The 21,379-nt window shown below is 65.6% G+C and carries 14 protein-coding genes and 4 pseudogenes; 8 read left to right on the top strand and 10 right to left on the bottom strand.

Going from position 1 to position 21,379, the window contains the following annotated elements; translation table 11 throughout:
• Nucleotides 1–68: 68 nt before the first annotated feature.
• The 5 genes and pseudogenes from PIB19_RS03380 (at nt 69) to PIB19_RS03360 (ending at nt 6,519) form a co-directional block, all read left to right on the top strand.
• Nucleotides 69–2,096 carry a 3-hydroxyacyl-CoA dehydrogenase NAD-binding domain-containing protein gene (locus tag PIB19_RS03380; protein ID WP_271239674.1) on the top strand — a complete coding sequence of 676 codons (2,028 nt, stop codon included), beginning with the start codon at nt 69–71 and terminating at the stop codon, nt 2,094–2,096.
• Between the two features lie 122 nt (nt 2,097–2,218).
• The gene (locus PIB19_RS03375) at nt 2,219–3,376 is read left to right on the top strand and encodes an acyl-CoA dehydrogenase family protein (protein WP_271239673.1); all 1,158 of its coding nucleotides are present in this window, start codon (nt 2,219–2,221) and stop codon (nt 3,374–3,376) included.
• Between the two features lie 119 nt (nt 3,377–3,495).
• A pseudogene (locus tag PIB19_RS03370) lies at nt 3,496–4,598 on the top strand (acyl-CoA dehydrogenase family protein).
• A gap of 129 nt (nt 4,599–4,727) precedes the next feature.
• Nucleotides 4,728–5,609, top strand: a complete 882-nt coding sequence (locus PIB19_RS03365) for an acyl-CoA thioesterase (RefSeq protein ID WP_271239672.1) — start codon at nt 4,728–4,730, stop codon at nt 5,607–5,609.
• Between the two features lie 16 nt (nt 5,610–5,625).
• Nucleotides 5,626–6,519: a PhzF family phenazine biosynthesis protein gene (locus PIB19_RS03360; RefSeq protein ID WP_271239671.1), complete on the top strand. Its 894-nt coding sequence runs from the start codon at nt 5,626–5,628 to the stop codon at nt 6,517–6,519.
• A gap of 174 nt (nt 6,520–6,693) precedes the next feature.
• On the opposite strand, the gene PIB19_RS03355 is transcribed toward PIB19_RS03360, so the two are convergent.
• The 7 genes and pseudogenes from PIB19_RS03355 to PIB19_RS03325 all read right to left on the bottom strand — a co-directional run bounded on the left by PIB19_RS03355 (nt 6,694) and on the right by PIB19_RS03325 (nt 13,376).
• A complete protein-coding gene (locus PIB19_RS03355) occupies nt 6,694–7,437 on the bottom strand; it encodes a TonB-dependent receptor (RefSeq protein WP_271239670.1) in 744 nt (247 codons plus the stop codon).
• Between the two features lie 8 nt (nt 7,438–7,445).
• On the bottom strand, nt 7,446–8,162 hold the full coding sequence (locus tag PIB19_RS03350; RefSeq protein ID WP_271239669.1) for a TonB-dependent receptor: 717 nt from the start codon (nt 8,160–8,162) through the stop codon (nt 7,446–7,448).
• A gap of 55 nt (nt 8,163–8,217) precedes the next feature.
• The gene (locus PIB19_RS03345) at nt 8,218–9,003 is read right to left on the bottom strand and encodes an SDR family NAD(P)-dependent oxidoreductase (RefSeq protein ID WP_271239668.1); all 786 of its coding nucleotides are present in this window, start codon (nt 9,001–9,003) and stop codon (nt 8,218–8,220) included.
• An 18-nt stretch (nt 9,004–9,021) separates the two neighbouring features.
• Nucleotides 9,022–9,786 (bottom strand): SDR family oxidoreductase, encoded by a 765-nt coding sequence (locus tag PIB19_RS03340; RefSeq protein WP_271240901.1) that lies wholly within the window; start codon nt 9,784–9,786, stop codon nt 9,022–9,024.
• Nucleotides 9,787–9,894: 108 nt separating this feature from the next.
• On the bottom strand, nt 9,895–10,911 hold the full coding sequence (locus tag PIB19_RS03335; RefSeq protein WP_271239667.1) for a phosphotransferase family protein: 1,017 nt from the start codon (nt 10,909–10,911) through the stop codon (nt 9,895–9,897).
• A pseudogene (locus PIB19_RS03330) lies at nt 10,908–11,992 on the bottom strand (Zn-dependent alcohol dehydrogenase). Before PIB19_RS03330 ends, PIB19_RS03335 begins: the two are co-directional and overlap by 4 nt.
• A 100-nt stretch (nt 11,993–12,092) precedes the next feature.
• Entirely contained in the window at nt 12,093–13,376 is a 1,284-nt protein-coding gene (locus PIB19_RS03325) for an acyl-CoA dehydrogenase family protein (RefSeq protein ID WP_271239666.1), read from the bottom strand.
• Nucleotides 13,377–13,517: 141 nt separating this feature from the next.
• On the opposite strand from PIB19_RS03325, the gene PIB19_RS03320 reads away from it, so the two are divergent.
• The gene (locus PIB19_RS03320) at nt 13,518–14,753 is read left to right on the top strand and encodes a TetR/AcrR family transcriptional regulator (RefSeq protein WP_271239665.1); all 1,236 of its coding nucleotides are present in this window, start codon (nt 13,518–13,520) and stop codon (nt 14,751–14,753) included.
• A 52-nt stretch (nt 14,754–14,805) separates the two neighbouring features.
• On the opposite strand, the gene PIB19_RS03315 is transcribed toward PIB19_RS03320, so the two are convergent.
• The 3 genes and pseudogenes from PIB19_RS03315 to PIB19_RS03305 all read right to left on the bottom strand — a co-directional run bounded on the left by PIB19_RS03315 (nt 14,806) and on the right by PIB19_RS03305 (nt 20,359).
• Entirely contained in the window at nt 14,806–17,547 is a 2,742-nt protein-coding gene (locus tag PIB19_RS03315; protein WP_443018687.1) for a TonB-dependent receptor, read from the bottom strand.
• A gap of 418 nt (nt 17,548–17,965) precedes the next feature.
• Nucleotides 17,966–19,026, bottom strand: a pseudogene (locus tag PIB19_RS03310) (acyl-CoA dehydrogenase family protein); the annotation flags it as partial.
• A gap of 112 nt (nt 19,027–19,138) precedes the next feature.
• Nucleotides 19,139–20,359, bottom strand: coding sequence for an acyl-CoA dehydrogenase family protein (locus tag PIB19_RS03305; RefSeq protein ID WP_271239664.1), 1,221 nt, complete (start codon nt 20,357–20,359; stop codon nt 19,139–19,141).
• Between the two features lie 120 nt (nt 20,360–20,479).
• On the opposite strand from PIB19_RS03305, the gene PIB19_RS03300 reads away from it, so the two are divergent.
• Together PIB19_RS03300 and PIB19_RS03295 are read left to right on the top strand one after the other, a co-directional pair.
• Nucleotides 20,480–20,818, top strand: a complete 339-nt coding sequence (locus PIB19_RS03300) for an ArsR/SmtB family transcription factor (protein WP_271239663.1) — start codon at nt 20,480–20,482, stop codon at nt 20,816–20,818.
• Nucleotides 20,815–21,287: pseudogene (locus PIB19_RS03295) on the top strand (SRPBCC family protein). The gene PIB19_RS03300 and the pseudogene PIB19_RS03295 overlap by 4 nt, the downstream one beginning before the upstream one ends.
• Nucleotides 21,288–21,379: the final 92 nt, after the last annotated feature.

Below are 21,379 nucleotides of genomic sequence, written 5' to 3'. Positions count from 1 at the left end.
GACGACACCGTGCGTAACTCTGGATCCCGGCTTTCGCCGGGATGACGAAACAGAAGCAGGAGACAAAAATGATTTCCCCCATCACTACCAGCCGCCAGGGCGACGTCCTGATCCTCACATCGGACAATCCGCCGGTGAACGCGCTCGGCGCCGCCGTCCGCCAGGGCCTGCAGGCGGGCATCGAGGAAGCCAGGAACGACGACAGCATCAAGGCGGTCGTGATCATCGCCGCGGGCAAGACCTTCTTCGCCGGCGCTGACATCACCGAATTCGGCAAGGCGATGCAGGAACCCTCGCTTCCGGTGTTGGTCGATCAGATCGAAGCGCTCGACAAGCCGGTGATCGCCGCGGTTCACGGCACCGCGTTGGGCGGCGGCTGCGAAGTGGCGCTCGCCTCGCATTACCGCATCGCGGTCCCCTCGGCGAAGTTCGGCCTCCCCGAAGTCAAGCTCGGCATCCTCCCCGGTGCCGGCGGCACCCAGCGCATGCCGCGCGTCGCGGGCGTCGAAACCGCGCTCGAGCTCGCCACCAAGGGCGATCCGATCTCGGCCGAGCAAGCGAAAGCCGTCGGCCTTGTCGATCGCCTCGCGACCGAAGGCAATCTCCTCGCCGACGCCGTCGCCTTCGCGCGGGAAGTCATCGGCAAGCCCGTTTCGCGATCGAGCGAGCGCCCCGTCACTGTCGACCCCGCAGTGTTCGAAGCCTTCCGCAAGGCGAATGCGAAGCGCTTCCGCGGCATGGATGCTCCCAACGCGATCGTCGATCTCATCGAGCAGACCGCCGGCAAGCCCTATGCCGAGGGCGTCCAGGCCGAGCGCATGGGCTTCATGAAGCTGATCATGGGCACGCAGTCCGCGGCGCTCCGCCACATCTTCTTTGCCGAGCGCAAGGCCGCCAAGATCGACGGCATCGCCGAGGACATCCAACTCCGCGACATCAAGCGCGTCGGCGTGATCGGCGCCGGCACGATGGGCGGCGGCATCTCGATGAACTTCCTCACGGCGGGGGTTCCGGTGACCATCGTCGAGATGGCGCAGGAGGCGCTCGACCGCGGCACCGGCACGATCTGCAAGAACTACGAGGCGACCGCCGCCAAGGGCCGGATGACCGCCGAGCAGGTCGAAGGCGCGATGGGCCTGCTCAAGCCCAGCCTGAACTTCGACGATCTCGCCGAATGCGACCTGATCATCGAGGCGGTCTATGAGAGCATGGACGTCAAGAAGGACGTGTTCGGTCGGCTCGACAAGATCGCCAAGCCCGGCGCGATCCTCGCCTCGAACACGTCGTACCTCAACGTGGACGAGATCGCCGCGGTCACCAGCCGCCCGCAGGACGTGCTCGGCCTGCACTTCTTCTCGCCCGCCAACGTGATGAAGCTGCTCGAGATCGTCCGCGGCGCCAAGACCGCCGACGACGTGCTCGCGACCGCGATGGGGCTCTCCAAGAAGATCAAGAAAGTCGCCGTCATCGCGGGCGTCTGCTACGGTTTCATCGGCAATCGCATGCTGATGCCGCGCCAGGTCGAGGCCAACAAGATGCTGCTCGAAGGCGCGACGCCCGAGCAGATCGACAAGGTCCATGTCGCTTTCGGCATGCCGATGGGGCCGTTCCAGATGGCCGATCTCGCCGGCGTCGACATCGGCTGGCACCGCGATCCCAACCGCATCGAGAACATCCGCGACGCGCTCGCCGCCGAAGGCCGCTGGGGCCAGAAGAAGAGCGCCGGCTTCTACGATTATGACGAGAAGCGCACGCCCTCGAACAGCCCGCGCGTCGCCGAGCTGATCGTCGAGTGGCGCGAGAAGCTGAACGTGCCCCAGCACGAAGTGACCGAGGAAGAGATCGTCGTCCGCACACTCTACACCATGGTCAACGAAGGCGCCCTGATCCTCGCCGAGGGCATGGCCCAGCGCGCGTCGGATATCGATGTGGTGTGGGTCTACGGCTATGGCTGGCCCCCGTACCGCGGCGGCCCGATGTTCTGGGCCGACACCGAAGGTCTCAAGAAGATCGTCGACGGCCTCGAGAAATACGGCTTCGAAGTCGCGCCTTTGCTCCGTGAGAAGGCGGAAAAGGGCGAGAAGTTCAACAAGTGACACTCAATCTCCCTCTCCCCTCCGGGGAGAGGGTCGGGGAGAGGGGAAGTGCAGCGCACTCTCCCCTCCTGCCCCTCTCCCAACCCTCTCCCCGCAGGGGAGAGGGTTAGAAGGAAAAGAGAATGGCAGAGGATCTGGAAACCTTCCGCACCGAAGCCCGCGCATGGCTGGAGGCGAATTGTCCCCCCACCATGCGCACTCCGATGCGCGGCGAGAAGGACGCCACCTGGGGCGGCCGCAATCCCGAATTCGCGCATCCCGACCAGAAGATCTGGATGGGCCGCATGGGCGCACGCGGCTGGACCGTCCCCGATTGGCCGAAGCAATATGGCGGCGGCGGGCTCTCACCAGCAGAGACCAAGATCCTCCGCGAAGAGATGGCGCGGCTCAAGTGCCGCAATCCGCTCAACAGCTTCGGCATCTCGATGCTCGGCCCGGCTTTGCTCAAATACGGCACCGAGGAACAGAAGCTCGAGCATCTGTCCAAGATCGCCCGCGGCGAGATCCGCTGGTGCCAGGGCTATAGCGAGCCCAATGCCGGCTCGGACCTTGCCGGACTCGCCACCTCGGCGGAAGACGCCGGCGACCACTATATCGTCAACGGCCAGAAGATGTGGACCAGCTATGCCGACCAGGCCGACTGGATCTTCTGCCTCGTCCGCACCTCGAAGGAGTCGAAACAGGGCGGCATCAGCTTCGTACTGTTCGACATGGCCAGCGAAGGCGTGTCGACCAAACCGATCCTGCTGATCAGCGGCTATTCCCCCTTCTGCGAGACCTTCTTCGACAATGTGAAGGTCCCCAAGGCCAATCGCGTCCATGACGAGAACAAGGGTTGGGACGTCGCCAAATATCTGCTCGGCCACGAGCGCGAGATGATCTCGGGCATGGGGCTCGCCAGCCGTGGCGAGGACCCGCTGATCGAGGCCGCACGCAAAGGTGTCGATCCGATCCTGCGCGCCCAGATCGCGTTGTTCGAGGTGCGCTCAAAGGCGTTCTCCGCAATGTCCGAGCGCTTCATCGACGAGCTCAAGGCGGGTCGAGCACATCCGGCCCAGCCCTCGATGATGAAGTATTACGGCACCGAGCTGAACAAGACCCGCCACGAGCTGATCATGGCCGCAGGCGGATCGGACACGCTCGAATGGGAAAGCGACGCCAGCAACCACGGCGCCGCACCCCGCGCATGGCTGCGCACCAAGGCCAATTCGATCGAAGGCGGCACCAGCGAGATCCAGCTCAACATCATCGCCAAACGGATATTGGATTTGCCGAGCTGACAATGAAGCCCTCTCCCCTCCGGGGAGAGGGTTGGGAGAGGGGCAGCTCAATGCCCTCTCCTCCGTGCCCCTCTCCCCAGCCCTCTCCCCAAAGGGGAGAGGGAGCAAGGAAAGAAGAAATGCCCCTCTACCTAACCGACGAACAGCAGATGCTCCGCGATACTGCGAAGGACTTCATCGCCGAGCACGCCCCCGTCAGCCACATGCGGAGCTTGCGCGACGCCGACGACGCCACCGGCTTCTCGCGCGACTTGTGGAAGCAGTTCGCCGAACTCGGCCTCACCGGCATCCTGATCCCCGAAGCCGACGATGGCCTCGGCCTCGGCCATGTCGAGGCGGGCGTGGTGCTCGAGGAGATCGGCCGCAACCTCTCGCCCTCCCCGTTCCTCACCACCGCCGTCGCCGCGGTCGAAGCGCTCAAGGGCACCCCGCACGCCGCGCGCTGGTTCCCCGGCATCCTCGCCGGCGAAACCGTCGCCGCGCTCGCGATCGACGAGCGCGCCAAGCATGACGGCAAGATCGCAATGAAAGCCGAGCGTTCCGGCAACGGCTTCCGCCTCACCGGCGCCAAGCAATTCGTCGCGCACGGTCACGTCGCCGACCTGCTTCTCGTTGCCGCCGCGACCGATCACGGCACCACGCTCTTCGTCGTCCCCGCCGACGCCAAGGGCCTCACCGCCGATCCCCAGCGCCTCGCCGATGCCAACCTCGCCGCGCGCCTCAGCTTCGACGGGGTCGAGGTCGATGCCGATGCCGTGGTCGGCGAAGTCGATCAGGCCCCCTCACCCGCTTGCTCTCCGCCGGCCGCACCGGCGCCTCGGCCGAGCTGCTCGGTGTAGGCGGCGGCGCGATGGACATGACCGTCGCCTATCTCAAGGAACGGAAACAGTTCGGCCAGCTGATCGGCAGCTTCCAGGCGCTCCAGCACCGCGCCGCGCATCTCTACAGCGAAATGGAAGTCGCCCGCGCCGCAGTGCTCAAGGCGCAGCAATTGCTCGATGCCGGCGACGAGCGCGCATCCGATGCCGTCTCGGTCGCCAAGGCGATGACCGGGCTCGCCACCACGCTCGCAGTTCAGGAAGGCATCCAGATGCACGGCGGCATCGGCATGACCGACGAATATGATATCGGCTTCTACATGAAGCGCGCGCGAGTCCTCGCCGAGCTGTTCGGCGACACCAATTTCCACGCCGATGCGCTCGCCCAGGCGGTTGGATATTGATGGCCTCCCCGCACCCAACGTCACCCCGGCGAAAGCCGGGGCCCAGAGTCTCTCTGCCGCGCCGCTTGTGGCTCTGGATCTCGGCTTTCGCCGGGATGACGGAAGAGGATGGGAACGATGGAGTGGCCAATGCCTGAACCCACGCCCGCCGAGCTGGTAACCCAGCTCACCACGCTCCTCGACGTCGAGGAGATCGACACCGATCTCTATCGCGGCCCCCGCCTCCCCGGTGGCGTCGGCCGCGTATTCGGAGGCCAGGTCATCGCGCAGGCGCTCCAGGCCGCGCAGCGTTCCGTCGAGGGGGCCAAGACCGCCCATTCGCTCCACGCCTATTTCATGCGTCCGGGCGACGAGAACCACCCGATCATCTTCCGCGTCGTCCGCGATTTCGAAGGACGCAGCTTCGCCAATCGCCGCGTCATCGCGATGCAGAAGGGCCAGCCGATCCTCAACATGACGGCGAGCTTCCAGACGCCGTCCGAGGGCCTGCACCACGAGGACGCGATGCCCGACGTCCCCGATCCCGACGACCTCCGCTCCGAACGCGAGCTGCGTGAGCAGATCCGCGATCAGGTTCCCGAGAAATTCCGCCGCTTCTTCCTGCGTGCCCGCCCGATCGAGATCCGCCCGGTAAACCCGCGCAACTGGTTCGCCCCCGACAGGATGGAGCCCGTCCAGCACAGCTGGTTCCGCGTCGTCGTGCCGCTCCCCGACGATCTCGCGCTCCACCGGGCGATGCTCGCTTATGCCAGCGACATGACCTTGCTCGGCACTTGCCTGCTGCCCCACGGGGTCAGCTGGATGACCGGCGACGTCCAGACAGCGAGCCTCGATCATGCGATCTGGCTGCACGAACCGTTCCGCTTCGACGAATGGCTGCTCTACACCACCGACAGCCCGTGGGCCGGCCATGCGCGCGGATTCAACCGCGGCAAGATCTACAGCCGCGGCGGGCGCCTCGTCGCCAGCGTAGCGCAGGAAGGCCTGATCCGCTTGCGCAACGACCGCTAGGAACTAAGAGCGGCGCATGGCAACGCGCAGCTTCCCCTACGTCACCCTCGACGTGTTCACCGGCACTCGCTTCGGCGGCAATCCACTCGCAGTTTTCACCGCCGCCGAGGGGCTGAGCGACGCGGAGATGCAGTCGCTCGCCGCCGAGATGAACTATAGCGAGACGACCTTCGTCCTCCCGCCGTCCGATCCGGCCAACACCGCTCGGGTCCGCATCTTCCACCGCACCGCCGAGATGCCGTTCGCCGGCCACCCCAATGTCGGCACCGGCTATGTCCTCGCCGGCCTGCGGCCCGAAGCCGGCGACGTGCTGCGCTTCGAGGAGATAGCCGGCCTCGTCGAAATCCGCATCGCCCGCGACGCCGAGGGCCGCCCCACCGGCGCCGAGATCGATGCCCCACAACCGCTCCAGATCCTCGGCACCCTGCCTGCCGAAGCGATCGCGCCGTGCATCGGCCTCACTCCCGCGGACCTCGTCACCACCACGCACATCCCCACCCGCGCATCCGTCGGCGTCGATTTCACTCTCGTCGAAGTCGCCGCCGACGCGCTGTCGCGCGCGCTTCCAGACATCGCCATCTATCGCCGCGTGGCGGAAGAGCATCTCGGTGCCGGCGATCGTCTCTCGATCTTCCTCTACGCCCGCGACGGCAATCGCATCCGTGCCCGCATGTTCTCGCCGCTCTCAGGCACCTGGGAAGACCCGGCGACAGGCAGCGCGAACGCGACGCTCGCGGCTTTGCTGCTGTCGATCCTGGGCGGCGACGAAGCCCGCTTCGAAGTCACCCAGGGCGTGGAAATGGGCCGCCCGAGCGACCTCCGCCTCCGCGCCTGGCGCACTGCCGAAGGCATCCGCGCCAGCGTAGGCGGCAGTTGCGTTCCCGTGCTGCGCGGCGCGGCGACGCTTTAGAGGTACCGCCTCTCAAATCCCCTCCCTTCAAGGGAGGGGCCAGGGGTGGGTAGTATCGGGCGGGGCTCGATGCCCCGACCGAGACTTTCAAGCCGGCGCGCGATTCCTTTGAGCGCGCAGACGCGCGCACCCACCCCTGCCCCTCCCTGCAAGCAGGGAGGGGAGTACCTAAACCTACGGCTTCGGCACCACGCTGTAGCTGACCGGCAGGTACAACGAGACCTCGGTCAGCCCCACGCGCGACCATTCGACCGGACGATCGAGCCCGCTCGCCGTCACCGAGAAATCGGGCCCGAACTTCGCCGCGGTCTTTGCGGCGTCGGCAGCAACCAGGTCGATGATCTGGCCGCGATACTGGTCAGGCCCGACCACCGACAGCGTCAGATCGCCCTCCGCCTCGATCTCCGCACGGCCGACGGCGGGGACCGCCTTGACGAAATTGGTGATCCGATCGAGCGCGGCCTTCGCATCCGCACCCTTCACCAGTGGCGTCTTGACGAGAAAAGTCGCTTCCTCGGCATCCTCGCGGTTGTCATCCTCCTCGAGCGTCAGGTTGCGATAATTGGCGAGGGTCAGCGGCTCGACGATATAGTCGCCCGTCGCCAGCTCGACACCATGTTTGCCAGCGAGCGTGATCGCGCCCTTGAGCATCGCGTAGATTTCCTCGCGACGTTTGGCCTCGTCGCGCGTGTCGCCGATGATCCGGACGCTCTGCACCGCGAAATCCGCCGTCCGGCGCAGCCGCAATGCGGGTGCGGGCTTGACCGCGACCGCCATCGGCTCGCCGTCGCCGCGATAGCCCGCCAGGGTGCGCGAGGCGGTGACGATGATCTCCTGCCCCTCGTCGTCCTGCGCCAGCGCGGGCGTCGCGCAGGCGAGCGCGCTTAGTCCGATCAGGATGTTGGCAAAGCCTCGCATCACCGACCTCAGCGCCGCTTGGGCAGCACGGTATATGCCGCCGGGAGGTAGAGGAAAACTTCGGTCAGGCTCGCCCGCGCCCATTCGACCGGCCGGTCGAGCCCGGTCGCCTGCACGCCGTAATCGGGTCCGAACTTTGCTGCGGTCGCCGCGGCGTCGGCGACGATCAAGTCGGTGATCTGCGCGCGATACTGATCGGGGTTGATCACCGACAGCGTCAGCGATCCGAGCATCTCGATCTCGGCGCGCCCGACTGGTGGCACTGCCTTGACGAACTTGGTGATCCGGTCGAGCGCAGTCTTCGCGTCCATTCCCGCGGTGAGCTTCGCCTTGACGAGGAAGTTGGCGACATTGGTGTCCGAGCGGCCACCGCTGCCCAATATCAGGCTCTTGTAATTGGCGAGGGTAAGCGGCTCGACGATGTAATCGCCGGTCGAGAGCTCGACGCCGTGCTTGTCCGCCAGCTCGATCGCGCCCCGCACCATCGCGTAGATTTCTTCCTGGCGCTTGTCCTCCTCGCGCGTGTCGCCGATGACGTGCACCGTCTGCACCGCGAAATCGGCGGTGCGGCGCAGATTGATGATCGGACGCGAACTGCTCTGGTTGGTCTCGGCGTTGAGATAGGCGCCGCGGCGCTGGCCGGTGACCACCACTTCCTGCGCCAGCGCGGGCGCCGCCACGCCCAGCAAGCCGAGCACGACCGACGTCCGGATGAACCTTCGCATGGCAACCCCTCCCTTTTCCCGAGCGAAAGGTGCGAAGTCGAAACGAAGCTGTCAATCAGAAGGCCGGCTTGCCGAACTCCTGCCGCGTCACGGGATGGCTCGACGATAGCCCTCCGTCCACCACCCAGGCCTGGCCATTGACGTAACGCGCTTCGTCGCTCGCGAGGAACAGTGCCACCTGCGCGATCTCTTCCGGCGCGCCCGCGCGGCGAAGCGGATTAAGCCTGCCGAGCTTGTCTTCCTTGCCCGCCTCGCGCGCATATTCAAAGGCGCGCGCAGTCATCCCTGTCTCGATCAGCCCGGGGCAGATCGCGTTGACCCGCACGTTGGAAGTCGAGAGCTGCTGCGCCGCGGTCTGGACAAGGTTGATCACCCCCGCCTTGCTCGCCGAATAAGCCGGCCCGCCTGCGCCCGAGCGCAGTCCCGCCACGCTGGCCGTGCACAGGATCGCTCCGCCGCCGCGCTCGACGATCTTCGGACCCGCATGCTTGATCGCGAGCGCCGGACCGATCAGGTTCACGCGCAGCACTTCGGTCCAGAGCTCGACGGTGGAATCGAAGATGCCCGAAGCCCCGCCCGAGATGCCGGCATTGGCGTAGAATATGTCGAGCCCGCCGAAGCGCCCGCACGCGGTGGCGACCAGCCGCTCGACATCGCCTTCATCGCCTGCATCCATCCGCACCGCGAGCATGTTGCCCCGCCCGGCCACGGTCTCGTCCACCGCCTCGCTCAGGTCGGTGGCGACGACATGCGCACCCTCCGCGGCGAACAGCCGCGCGGTGGCGCGCCCGATCCCCGATCCTGCGCCGGTTACGATGACGACCTTGTCCCTGAAGCGCATATTCCCTCCTCGTCAGACCTAGATCGTAACCCCGCCGTCGATCACCATCGCCTGCCCGGTCATGAACGCACTGGCCTTGCTCGCCAGATACACCACGGCGCCGGCAATCTCCTCCGGCTCGCCGATCCGGCGCAAGGGCGTGGTCGAATTGGTGACCTTGATCCGCTCGGGATCCTCCCACAATGCCCGCGCGAAATCGGTTTTGATCAGCCCCGGCGCGATGCAATTGACCCGCACATTGTCAGGCCCGAACTCGACGGCATAGTTGCGCGCGAGCTGGAAGTCCGCCGCCTTGGAAACGTTGTACGCGCCGATCACCGGCGACCCGCGCAGGCCGCCTATCGACGAGACGATGATGATCGATCCGTCCTTCCGCGCCCGCATCTCGGGCGCGACCATCTGGATCAGCCAGTGGTTCGACAGGATGTTGTTGTCGAGGATTTTGCGGAACTGATCGTCGGCGATCCCTTCGAGCGGCCCGTAATAGGGATTCGACGCCGCATTGCAGACGAGAATGTCGACGCGTCCGAACACGCGCCGGGTCTCGTTGACCAGGTATTCGAGCGCTGCCTTGTCCGAAATGCTCGCCGCAACCGCCAGCGCCGTGCCTTCGCCGAATTGCGCGTCAAGAGCAGCCGCAACCTCGTCGCACGCATCCTGCTTGCGGCTCGAGATCACCACCTTCGCGCCGTGCGCCGCCAGTGCCTCGGCCGATGCTCGGCCGATCCCGCGCGTCGATCCGGTGACGATCGCTACCTTGCCGGTCAGGTCGAACAGGTTGATCATATCCCCTCCAAATCGTCACCCCGGCGAAAGCCGGGGCCCAGAGTTTCCATGCCATACCGTTCGCGGCTCTGGATCCCGGCCTTCGCCGGGATGACGAAATAGGAGTCACGCCCCCGCCTCCCGCGCGAAACGCCACGCCGACGCAGCCAGCCCCGGCAGCCGCTCGACCGTCGCCGCCGCCTGATCGCTCGAAGCGTTACCGTCGATGATCCGCTTCTTGATCCCCTGGACGATCCCGGTGAGCCGGAACAGATTGTAGGCGAAATACCAGTTGAGGTCGGGCACCCCGTCGCGCCCCGTCGCTGCGCAATAGCGCTCGGCTACCGCCTCGATCGTCGGAATCCCCGTCGCCGGCCCGGTCAGCCCCTTCACCCCGGAACGCCCCTCGGGCTCGGTCACCCAGCTCATCAGGAAATAAGAGAAATCCGCCAGCGGATCGCCGAGCGTCGACAGCTCCCAGTCGAGCACCGCCAGCACCCTGGGCTGCGCGGCATCGAAGATCATGTTGTCGATGCGGAAGTCGCCATGGACGATGCTCGTCCGCGTCTGGGCGGGCACCGTCCGCGGCAGCCATTCGATCAATTTCTCGACCTCGGGCATGTCGTCGGTCTGGCTCATCCGATATTGCTTCGACCAGCGCGCCACCTGCCGCTCGAAATAATTGCCCGGCTTGCCGTAGTCCCCCAGCCCCACCGCGGCATAATCCACCGAATGCAGCGCCGCGAGCGTATCGACGATCGCCTCGTACACTACCGTCCGTTCCCCCGGCGCCATGTCGGGCAGCGATCCGTCCCAGAAGGTCCGCCCCTCGACCATCTCCATGATGTAGAACGGCGCGCCGATCACCTCGACATCCTCGCAAAGCCCGTAAGGCCGCGCGACCGGGAAGCCGGTCGGATGCAGCGCCGCGATCAACTGATGCTCGCGCTCGACGGCATGCGCCGAAGGCAGGATCGGCCCGAACGGTTTCCGGCGCAGTACATAGGATCCGCTCTTTGCATCAATGCGATAAGTCGGATTGCTCTGTCCGCCTGCGAACTTCTCGACGCCGAACGGCCCGGCAAAGCCCGTAACGTTGCCCGCCAGCCATTCGCCCAGTTTCGCTTCGTCGAGGTCGCTCATGCGAATTCGATCACCGAGCGCACGCTGTGCCCGCCGCGCAATTTCTCCATCGCCTCGTTGACCTCGCCCAAACTGATCCGCTCGGCCACCATCGAGTCGAGATCGAGCAGCCCGTCGAGATACATCTGCACCAGCCGCGGCATGTCGATCGGAAACCGCGTGCTCCCGAGCAGCGAGCCCTGGATCTTCTTGCCGGTCAGGAAAGTCGGCCCCGGCAGGCTGACATTACCCCCGGTGCGATCATCCCGAGGATCGTCGCGGTGCCGCCGCGGCGGAGGATGTTCCACGCCAGCTCGGCGGTGTTGGGCCGGCCGACCGCCTCGATCGCATAATGCACGCCGCCATTGGTGCGCTTGATCACGTCTTTGACGATCGTCTCGGAATTGGGATCGAGCGTGCCCGTGGCGCCGAGCTTCATCGCCAGCTCGCGCTTCTCTGGCATCGGGTCGATCGCGAGGATCTGCCCCGCCCCGGCGATCTTCGCCGCATTGATCGCGGCCAACCCGATTCCACCGGCCCCGATCACTGCGACGGTCTCGCCGGGCCGCACCCGGCTGTCGTTGAAGATCGCCCCCGCGCCGGTGATCACCGCACAGCCGAGCAACGCGGCGCGATCGAGCGGCATCTCCTTGCTGATCGCCACACAGGCATTTTCGTGGACCAGCATCATCTCGGCAAAGGCGGAGAGATTGAGGAACGGCGCCAGCGGCGTTCCGTCGGCAAGCTTCAATCGCGGTTCGGCATCGGCCGGGCGCCGGGTCGAGGGATCGATGCACAGAGACGGCCGCCCCGTGACGCACATCTCGCAGGAGCCGCAGAACACCGTGAAGAAGGTGATGACATGATCGCCGGGCTTCAGATGTGCGACGTCGCTGCCCACCGCCTCGATGATACCGGCGGCCTCATGCCCCGGCACCGTCGGCACCGGATGCGGAAACGCCCCGTCGACGAAGTGCAGATCCGAACGGCACACCCCGCACGCCACCGTGCGGATCAGCACCTCGCGCGGTCCCGGCTTCGAGACCTGCACCTCGGCGATCTCCAGCGGCTTCCCGGCTTCGAACAGTACGGCTGCTTTCATCTCTTCTCCTCTCCGTCACCCCGGCGAAAGCCGGGGCCCAGAGCCAAACAGGACATCGCAGAGTAACTCTGGGTCCCGGCTTTCGCCGGGATGACGAGGGTTAGCGCGAAACCCCCACATCCCCGCTGCTCACCCGATCCGCCTTGAAGTCCCCATATTTCCCGAACTCCGCCCGCGCGATCGCCCGGTTGTGGACTTCGTCCGGCCCGTCAGCGAGGCGCAGCGTGCGGATCCCCGCCCAGTCGTGCGCCAGCCCGAAATCGTCCGACACGCCTGCGCCGCCATGCGCCTGGATCGCGTCGTCGATGATCTGCAGTGCCATGGTCGGCGCCTGCACCTTGATCATCGCGATCTCGAGCTGCGCCGCCTTATTGCCCGCCTTGTCCATCATGTCCGCCGCCTTGAGGCACAGCAATCGGGTCATCTCGATATCGATCCGCGCGCGCGCGATGCGCTGCTCCCACACCGAATGATCCGAGAGCCGCTTGCCGAACGCCACCCGGCTGACCAGCCGCTTCGCCATCGCCTCGATCGCTTCCTCGGCCACGCCGATGGTACGCATGCAGTGATGGATCCGCCCCGGCCCGAGCCGGCCCTGTGCGATCTCGAACCCGCGCCCCTCGCCGAGCAGCACGTTTGCGACCGGCACGCGCACATTTTCGAGCAGCACTTCGCCGTGCCCATGCGGGGCATGATCATACCCGAAAACCGAAAGCATGCGTTCGATCTTCACGCCCGGCGCATCCAGCGGCACCAGAATCTGGCTCTGCTGGGCATGGCGTGAAGCTTCCGGGCTGGTCTTGCCCATCACGATGGCGATCTTGCAGCGCGGATCGCCCACGCCCGACGACCACCATTTCCGCCCGTTGACCACATAATGATCGCCGTCACGCTCCATCCGCGTCTCGATGTTGGTCGCATCGGAGGAGGCGACCGCCGGCTCGGTCATCAGGAAGGCCGATCGGATCTCGCCGTGCATCAGCGGCTTGAGCCACTGGTCCTTCTGTTCGCGCGTCCCGTAGCGGTGGAGCACTTCCATGTTTCCGGTGTCCGGCGCAGAGCAATTGAAGCATTCCGAGGCCCAGCCGAGCCGCCCCATCTCCTCGGCGCACAAGGCATATTCGAGGTTGCTGAGCTGGGTGCCTTCGAACGCGAAACTGTCGTCGACATGGGCCTGGCCCGAGTTCGGCGGCATGAAGAAATTCCACAGCCCGGCGGCCTTGGCCTTGGCCTTCATTTCCTCGATCACTGGGAGCACTTTCCACCGGTCGCCCTCGCGCTGCTGCGCGCGATAATCGCCGTCGCGCGGACGGATCTCGCCGTCAATGAACGCCTTCACCCGGTCGCGGAACCAGGTTTCCCGCTCGCTCAGCGTGAAGTCCATCGCAGCACTCTCCAGACTGTTGTTTGGATCTGCCTAGACCGTACCGCATATTCGGTAAAGGGGAACGGCGCAGCGAAATTCGAGACATGCACCTTCAAAAAACGCTTTGGCTGCGCGGCGAAATCGCTAAGCTGAGTTGCAATGAATGCACCGGGCAACATCGAAGGCGGAAGCACCAAGCGCTTCCAGGCAAAGCGCGACGCGATCCTCGCGGCCGCGGCCGATGCCATCAACGAACAGAGCGCGAAGGGAATGACCTTCGCCGACGTGGCGCGCCGCGTCGGGCTCAACACGACTTCGGTCACTTACTATTTCAAGCGCAAGGAGGATCTCGCCGCCGCCGCCTTCGAGCAGACGCTCGAACGGCTCGACGCGATGCTCGACGCCGCGCTCGAGGAGCCGACGCCCGAAACCCGGGTCGCGCGCTATCTCAACATCAACATGGAGCGGCTCGCGCGCATCCGCCGCGGCGAGGAGCGCGATTTCGCGATCCTCTCGGACCTGCGCGCGATGGAGGACCCGATGAAGGGCCAGCTTCTCACCGGCTGGCGCAACATCTTCCGCAAGACCCGCAGCCTGTGGGGCAATGGCGCCACCCGCGCCGAGACCGATCTGCACGGTGCTCGCGCGCATGTGCTGCTCGAGAACACCTTCTGGCTCACCGCATGGCTGCCGCGCTACGAGGTCGACGAATATCCGCGGGTCGAGGCGCGGCTGATGGACGTGTTCCGCTCCGGTATCGCCGCGCCGGAGCAGGACTGGGCGCCCGGGATGCTCGATCTCGAGCATGACGAGCCCGAGCCGGGGCGCGAGGCCTTCCTGCTCGCCGCCACGCGGCTGATCAATGAGCTCGGCTATCGCGGCGCCTCGGTCCAGCGCATCGCCTCCGAGCTCAACGTCACCAAGGGCAGCTTCTACCACCATCTCGATGCCAAGGACGAGCTGGTGATCGCCTGCTACAAGCGCAGCTTCGACATCATCGCCGATGCCCAGCGCCTCGCCGAGAGCCATGAAGGCAGCCATTGGGAGCGGCTGGAGAGCACCGTCGCCACGTTGCTCGACTATCAATTCTCCGAGCGCGGCCCCTTGCTGCGCACCACCGCGCTGTCAGGCCTGCCGCCGCGCGTGCGCACCACGATGATCGACCGCTCGAACCGCATCGCCCGCCGCTTCGCCGGCATGCTGTCGGACGGCATCGCCGAAGGCTCGATCCGCGCGATCGACCCGCTCGTCGCGTCGCAGGCGCTGATGGCGCTCCAGAATGCCGCCTTCGACATGCGCAAATGGGCCAGCACCATGCCGCGCGAAAAGGCCGTCGCCTTCTATGCCTCGACGCTCGCTTTCGGCCTGTTCGACGATCGGGTGCTGGGCGCCTGAGAAAACGGGCCCGCGATCTCCCGCGAGCCCGTTTTCGACCAGTACGCCGAGATCAGAAGCGCGAACGCACCGTCACGCCATAGGTCCGCGGCTCGGCGAGATAGGCCGAGAAGATCTGCCGCCCGCCCGGGAATTGCGGGTCGGTGAACGGAGCGCCCGCCGCGCCTTCCTGGAACGGCGAGTTGAAGCCGACCTGGGTGTAATTCTGGTTGAAGACGTTCTGGCCCCAGAATTCGAGCGCCCAGCGCTGGTCCTTGCCCCGAATGCCGATGCGGGCATTGAAGATCGCATAGCTGTCCTGTTCCTTTTGCGGGAACAGGTCCGATCCGGTGTTGTAGTCGTCGGTCAGGCGGCTGTCGAAATAGACCAGGCCGCTCAGCCCCGAGCTGCCGATGTCGGGCGTCCACGCGAACGATGCCGTCGCGACGATCTCGGGAGCATTCGACAGATTGTCGCCCGGCAGCTTGCGGAGCGCCTGGTCGAGCGGCGCGCCGGCGGCAGTGCCGACGAGCTGATTGCGATACTTGGCCTGGGAATAGGTCAGGCCCAGCCCGACGCGGATGTCGCGGTGCGGCACCAGCGACGCCTCGAGCTCGACGCCTTGCGAACGCACGCCGTACGTGACGTTGTCCGCCGCGCATGCCCCGGTGGTGCCGGCCGCGGCGTTGTAGTTGCTCGCGGTGGAGAACTTGCTCTGGTCGCGGTCGCCGCCGTTCAGATTGTCGCTGCAGCCGTTGACGTTCTGGACGAGGAAGACCGTGCCGTTGAACGTGTTGAGCTGGAAGTTTTTGAACTCCTGACGGAACGCGGCGATGTTCAGGCTGAACGGCCCGGTCGAATATTTGAGACCGATCTCGAAGGCGTTGACCGTCTCGGGATCGAACTGGAGATTGTGCACCAGCGCCTGTGCGCCCGCCTGCCCGCCGAACGGCAGGATCGGCACCTTGAGCGCGGAGCGATCGAGGTTGAAGCCGCCGGCCTTGTAGCCGCGCGAATAGCTGCCGTAGAGCAGCAGGTCCTCGGTCGCCTTGTACGAGATCACCGCGGTGCCGGTGAACTGGTCTTCCTTGCGCTCGTCGTGGATCGACACGCCGTTGAGCTCGGAAGTCGAATTGCCCTGGCACGAGAGGCCGAGGATGCCGTCGACCACTGCGGTCAGCGCCGCATTCGCCCGCAGCGCCAGGATGTTCTGCTGGTTGATCGCGCACGCAGTGTTGTCGTTGCCGAAGGTCGCATCGAACTTCTTGCGCTCGTTGGTGTAGCGAAGGCCCAGGGTCAGATCCAAGCCCTTGGCGACATGGACGATATTGTGCGTGAACAGCGCCCAGTTGCGGCTGTTCTGGTCATAGACGTCGAGCGTCGAACCGCGATTGTTGATCCCGTCGAGCCGGTCGATCGCCGCATAGATCAGCGGCGATGCGGCGCCGAATGCCGCCGGGCGCGCCGCGAGGCATCCGGCCGAGGTCGGCGAATAGAGCGCCGCCAAACCGCCGCCGGAGATCAGGCGGCACGTTGCGAAACGGCCGTACTGGCTGCCGAAGCGAAGGTTGTCGGTGACCTCGAGATCCTCATTGGCGTAATAGCCGCCGATCAGCCAGTCGAGCTTCTCGTTGAACGCCGTGCCCTGCAGCCGCAGTTCCTGGCTGAAGGTCTTGAAGCTGCGCGCGGAATTGCCGTCGGCCGCGCGGTAGAGGATGTCGGCATAGCTATAGTCGGTGTCGGATCCCTGATCGCTCAAATAGTCGCGATAGCCGGTGATCGAGGTCAGCTTGGCGCCGCCGAGATTCCAGTCGATCTGCAGCGATGCGCCCCAGTCCTCGGTCGTGCCCTTGTAGCTGCGGCCGGGGGTCACATAGACGTCGCGGCTATAGCCTTCGGTGAACGCCGCCGCCGGCTGCCCCAATGCGCCCAGCACGCGGACGATGTTGTTCTGCGCCGGATCGTTGAGCCCGCCGATATGGGGGTTCATGCTGCCGTTGAGATAGGTCGCGGCGCAGCATTCCTCGTCGCGCTTGGTATAGTCGCCGATCAGACGGATCGAGAGGTCGCTCGAAGGCTCGAACAACAGCTGCCCGCGCACGAAAAAGCGGTTGCGGTCGTTGATGTCGCGATCGTTGACGACGTCGTGATAGAAGCCGTCGCGCTTCACATAGACGCCGTCCACGCGCGCGGCGAGCGTATCGCCCAGCGGCGCGTTGACATAGCCCGACAGGCGCAATTGGTTGTAATTGCCATAGGTGGCTTCGGCACCCGCCGAGAAGGTCGGCGCCGGCGCCTTGCTGAAGATGTGGATCAGGCCCGCCGATGCGTTGCGCCCGCCCAGCGTGCCCTGCGGCCCGCGCAGCACTTCGATCCGGTCGATCTCGCCCAGCTCGTTGAGGCCGATGCCCGAACGCGAGCGATAGACGCCGTCGATGAACACCGCGACCGAGCTTTCGAGGCCGGGATTGTCGCCGACCGTGCCGATGCCGCGGATACGTGCCGAGCCGTTCGCTTCGCTGCCGGTCGAGGACACGAGCAGCGAAGGCGCGACCTGGTTCAGCTGGCGGATGTCGGTGGCGCCCGATTGCTGGAGCGTCTCGGCGCTGATCGCCGAAACCGCGAGCGGCACGTCGGCGAGCACCTGGGCGCGGCCCTGCGCGGTGACGACGATCTCGTTCGAATCGTAACCGCTGCCCTGCTGGTCGGTCTCGCTCGTCGTGCTGTCCGGAGTATCCTGCGCATAAGCGGGCGCCGCGAGCGCCATGATCATTGCCGGAGCCGCACAGGCCGACAGAAGGCGTAACCGCATCATGATTTCTCTCCCACCACGGGCCGGAACACTTTGCGGTTCCATACCCTACCCTCGAATAACAGCCTTTTCCCTAGAGGCCGTCAAGCATAACAAAGGTTGCAAAGCGGGACTGGCTCTCAGGTGTTGCCCGATTGCACCAGTCGCCAGGCAAGCGCGCGACAGCAAACCGACTTTCGGAAAGCGAGATATCGCCCATTCACTTCCCTCTCCGGTCGGGAGAGGGTTGCGCAGACTTGGGTCCGCTTCTTCAGCGGGCCCTAGTCGGAGCTGGGTGAGGGATCACCCTAACGATAGCGTGAAACCCTCACCCAGCTCCGCTAGCCCCGGCGCAGGCCGGGGTGCCAAGCTTACCTCTCCCACAGGGAGAGGAGAAGAGCCGGTCGAATGTCGATACCGCGCAGGACTTACCGGCCTCAATACCCCCCAGCCGCGCAAACCGCTCGCGATGCCACGCGGCATTGCCCCACATCGCCTCGAGCACCCGCGCGCGCTTCAGATAGAAGCCGGCGTCATGCTCGTCGGTCATGCCGATGCCGCCATATAGCTGGATCATCTCGCGGCTCACGAGGTGGAGCGTCTCACCGGCCACTGCCTTGGCGAGGCTGACTTCCTGGCTGACGTTCCCCCGCCCGGAATCGATCGCCTCCAGCGCGCCCTCGACCACCGATCGCATCAGTTCGAGCTCGGTGAACATCTTCGCCATCCGGTGCTGCAGCGCCTGGAACGAGGCGAGCACCTGCCCGAACTGGACGCGGGTCTTGAGATAGTCGTTGGTCTGCGCGAACGCCGCCTCGGCCATGCCGAGCATCTCGGCACATAGCGCGGCCGCGGCACGATCGGTCACCTGGGTGAGCAGATCGGCTCCCCTTCCAGCTTCTCCGCCGGCGCGCCCTCGAACCGGATTTCGGCATGGCTGCGTGAATCGGTCAATCTGCGCGGCGAGCGAGTCACCCCCTCGCCGGAGACCAGATAGAGCCCGTCCATGGCGGCCACGACGAACAATTGCGCGCTGTCGCCCTCGGCGACGAACTGCTTGGTGCCGGTCAGCTTGCCGCCCTCGACCCGCGTCTCGATCCGCTCGGGCGCGAAACGCGGCCCCTCGTCCACCGCCAGCGCCGCCACCACCTCACCCGCGGCGATCCGCGGCAGCCACTGCGCCTGCTGCGCCTCGGATCCGCCGAGGATCAGTGCGCTCGTCGCCGCGGCGGTCGCGGCCAGCGGCGTCGCGGCAAGATTGCGCCCAAGCTGCTCGAGCACGAGGCCCAGCGACAGATAGCCCATCCCCGCGCCGCCCTGCGCTTCGGGGATCAATATCCCGGCCCAACCCATTTCGGCCTGCGCCTTCCACGCCGCCGCATCGTAGAATTCCGCCGGCGCCGCATCGCGCATCTTCCGGAACGCGGTGACGGGCGATTCATTGTCCGCCCATTCGCGCGCCATGTCGCGCAGCATCGTCTGTTCTTCGGTCAGTACGGCCATATCAACTCCCTCTCCCCTTCAGGGAGAGGGCTGGGGAGAGGGGCAAGTGCGGCCCACTCTCTTCATGCCCCTCTCCCCGACCCTCTCCCCGCAAGCGGAGAGAGGGAGAAAATCACTGATGATCCAGCATCCCGAGGATGCGTTTCGCGATCACATTGTTCTGGATCTCGCTCGATCCGCCATAGATCGACACTGCCTTGCCGAAGAGCCAGGCACGGACATCCTTGAGCGCATCCTCCTCGAACCCCTCGCCTTCCCAGCCGAGCCCGGCCAGCCCGCGGATCTCGATCAGCAGCTCGGAGCGCTCCTGCATGATCCGTGCGCCGACATTCTTCATGATCGACGTGGCGGCGGACGGCCCCTGGCTCGACTTCGCCTCGAGCGAAGCCCGGCGCAGCGTCAGCATGAAGGCGCGCAGGTCCATCTCGTGCCGCACGATCCGGATGCGCAGGTCGGCATCGGCGATCCGCCCCTGCTCGTCCACGCCGACATATTTCTTCGCGAGTTGCCCCAGCGGTACACCCGCGAACATCCGCCCCGCAGTCGATCCGCCGCCCGACAGGCTGGAGCGCTCATGCTGGAGCAGCCTCTTGCCGATCGTCCAGCCCTGCCCCTCCTCGCCGACGCGGTTCGCCTTGGGCACTTTCACATCGGTAAAGAAGGTCTCGCAGAATGGCGATGACCCCGAGATCAGCCGGATCGGCTTCACTTCGACGCCCGGCGTGTCCATGTCGCAGAGCACGAAAGTGATCCCCTCGTGCTTCTTCGTCTTGTCCGTGCGGACGAGCATGAAGCATTTGTCCGCCCATTGCCCGCCGCTGGTCCATGTCTTCTGGCCGTTGACGACATAATGGTCGCCCCGATCTTCGGCGAAGCATTGGAGGCTGGCGAGGTCCGATCCCGCGCCCGGCTCCGAATAGCCCTGGCACCAGCGCACCGTCCCCTTGGCGATCGCCGGGATGTGCTCCTTCTTCTGCGCCTCGCTGCCATATTCGAGCAGGGTCGGCCCGAACATCATCACGCCCATTCCGCCGATCGGATTCCACGCGCCCGCTCGCGCCATTTCCTCCTGCAGCACGCGTGCCTCGGCGCGGCTCAGCCCGCCGCCGCCATATTCCTTCGGCCAGGTCGGCACGCCCCAGCCCTTCTCGCCCATCGCCTGCTGCCAGGCATCTTCCTCGGGCGAGTTCTCATGCGGCCCCTCGACTGCGGACATCGCATTGTCCTTGCCCTTCAGCGAAGGCGGGAAATGCGCCGCCAGCCATTCGCGGGCATGCGCGCGGAACGCCTCCAGCGAATCCGTCGGCGCGTCGATCTCGGCTGTAGTCGCCATCATCCTCTCCATGCCGTGTTCGGCTCGTTTCGAAAATGCGGTATGGCGACGCAAGCGTCAAGCCCGGCTGAAACCCAAGTCGGATTTGACTCTTATATTTCCTAATAGCTATATAGCCATATGGCTATCGAATCACACCGCCTCGACACCACTTTCGCCGCACTCAGCGACCCCACCCGCCGGGCGATCCTTGCCCGGCTCACGCTCGGCGAAGCGACGGTGTCCGAGCTCATGCAACCCTTCGCGCTCAGCCAGCCGACCATCTCGAAGCATCTCAAGGTGCTCGAAAGTGCCGGGCTGATCGAGACCGATCGCGACGCCCAGCGCCGCCCCCGCCGCCTCAAGGCCGAAACCATGAAAGACATTGCCGACTGGATCGAGCCGTTCCGGATGCTCTGGGAACGCCGCTTCGACAATCTGGACCGACACCTCGCCAGCAAGATGCAGAAGGAGAAATGACGATGCCCGCCACTGCCCAGGCCACCGCGCCCCTCGATTTCGAGATCGATCGCGACGCGCATACGCTGCGTTTCGTCCGCGAATTCGCCGCACCGCGCGAAATCGTCTTCCAGGCCTGGACCACGCCCGAGGAATTGTCCTGCTGGTGGGATGCCGGCGGCACGCGCCTCACCGAATGCGAGATGGACCTGCGTCCCGGCGGCAGCTTCCGCTTCGTCTCCCCAGCCACGCGCACATGCCCTTCACCGGCACCTATCTGGAGATCGCCCCGCCGGAGCGGCTGGTATTCACGGCGATGGACGCCACCGGTCGGGTCCTCCTCGCCGAAAGCGATCGCGGCACGCGGATGACGGTGGAGATCGTCTGCAACTCGGCCGAGCATCTCGAACATTATGTCCAGCTCGGCGTCGCCAAGGGCACAAGCCGGACCTGCGACAATCTCGTCGCGTTCATCTGGGAACATCGCTGAGCCGCACATGCCCTGCACGGGAGAGTCTTTTGCGGCTTTCCCGGCGGGCGCGCTCTGATAGGATCGGTCGGGAAGAGGGGCCATATGCAATT

Source organism: Sphingomonas sp. 7/4-4 (assembly GCF_027941955.1).
Classification (GTDB): domain Bacteria; phylum Pseudomonadota; class Alphaproteobacteria; order Sphingomonadales; family Sphingomonadaceae; genus Sphingomonas.
The sequence above is the reverse complement of the archived record's forward strand: the minus strand, read 5'-3'. Positions and strand labels throughout refer to the sequence as shown.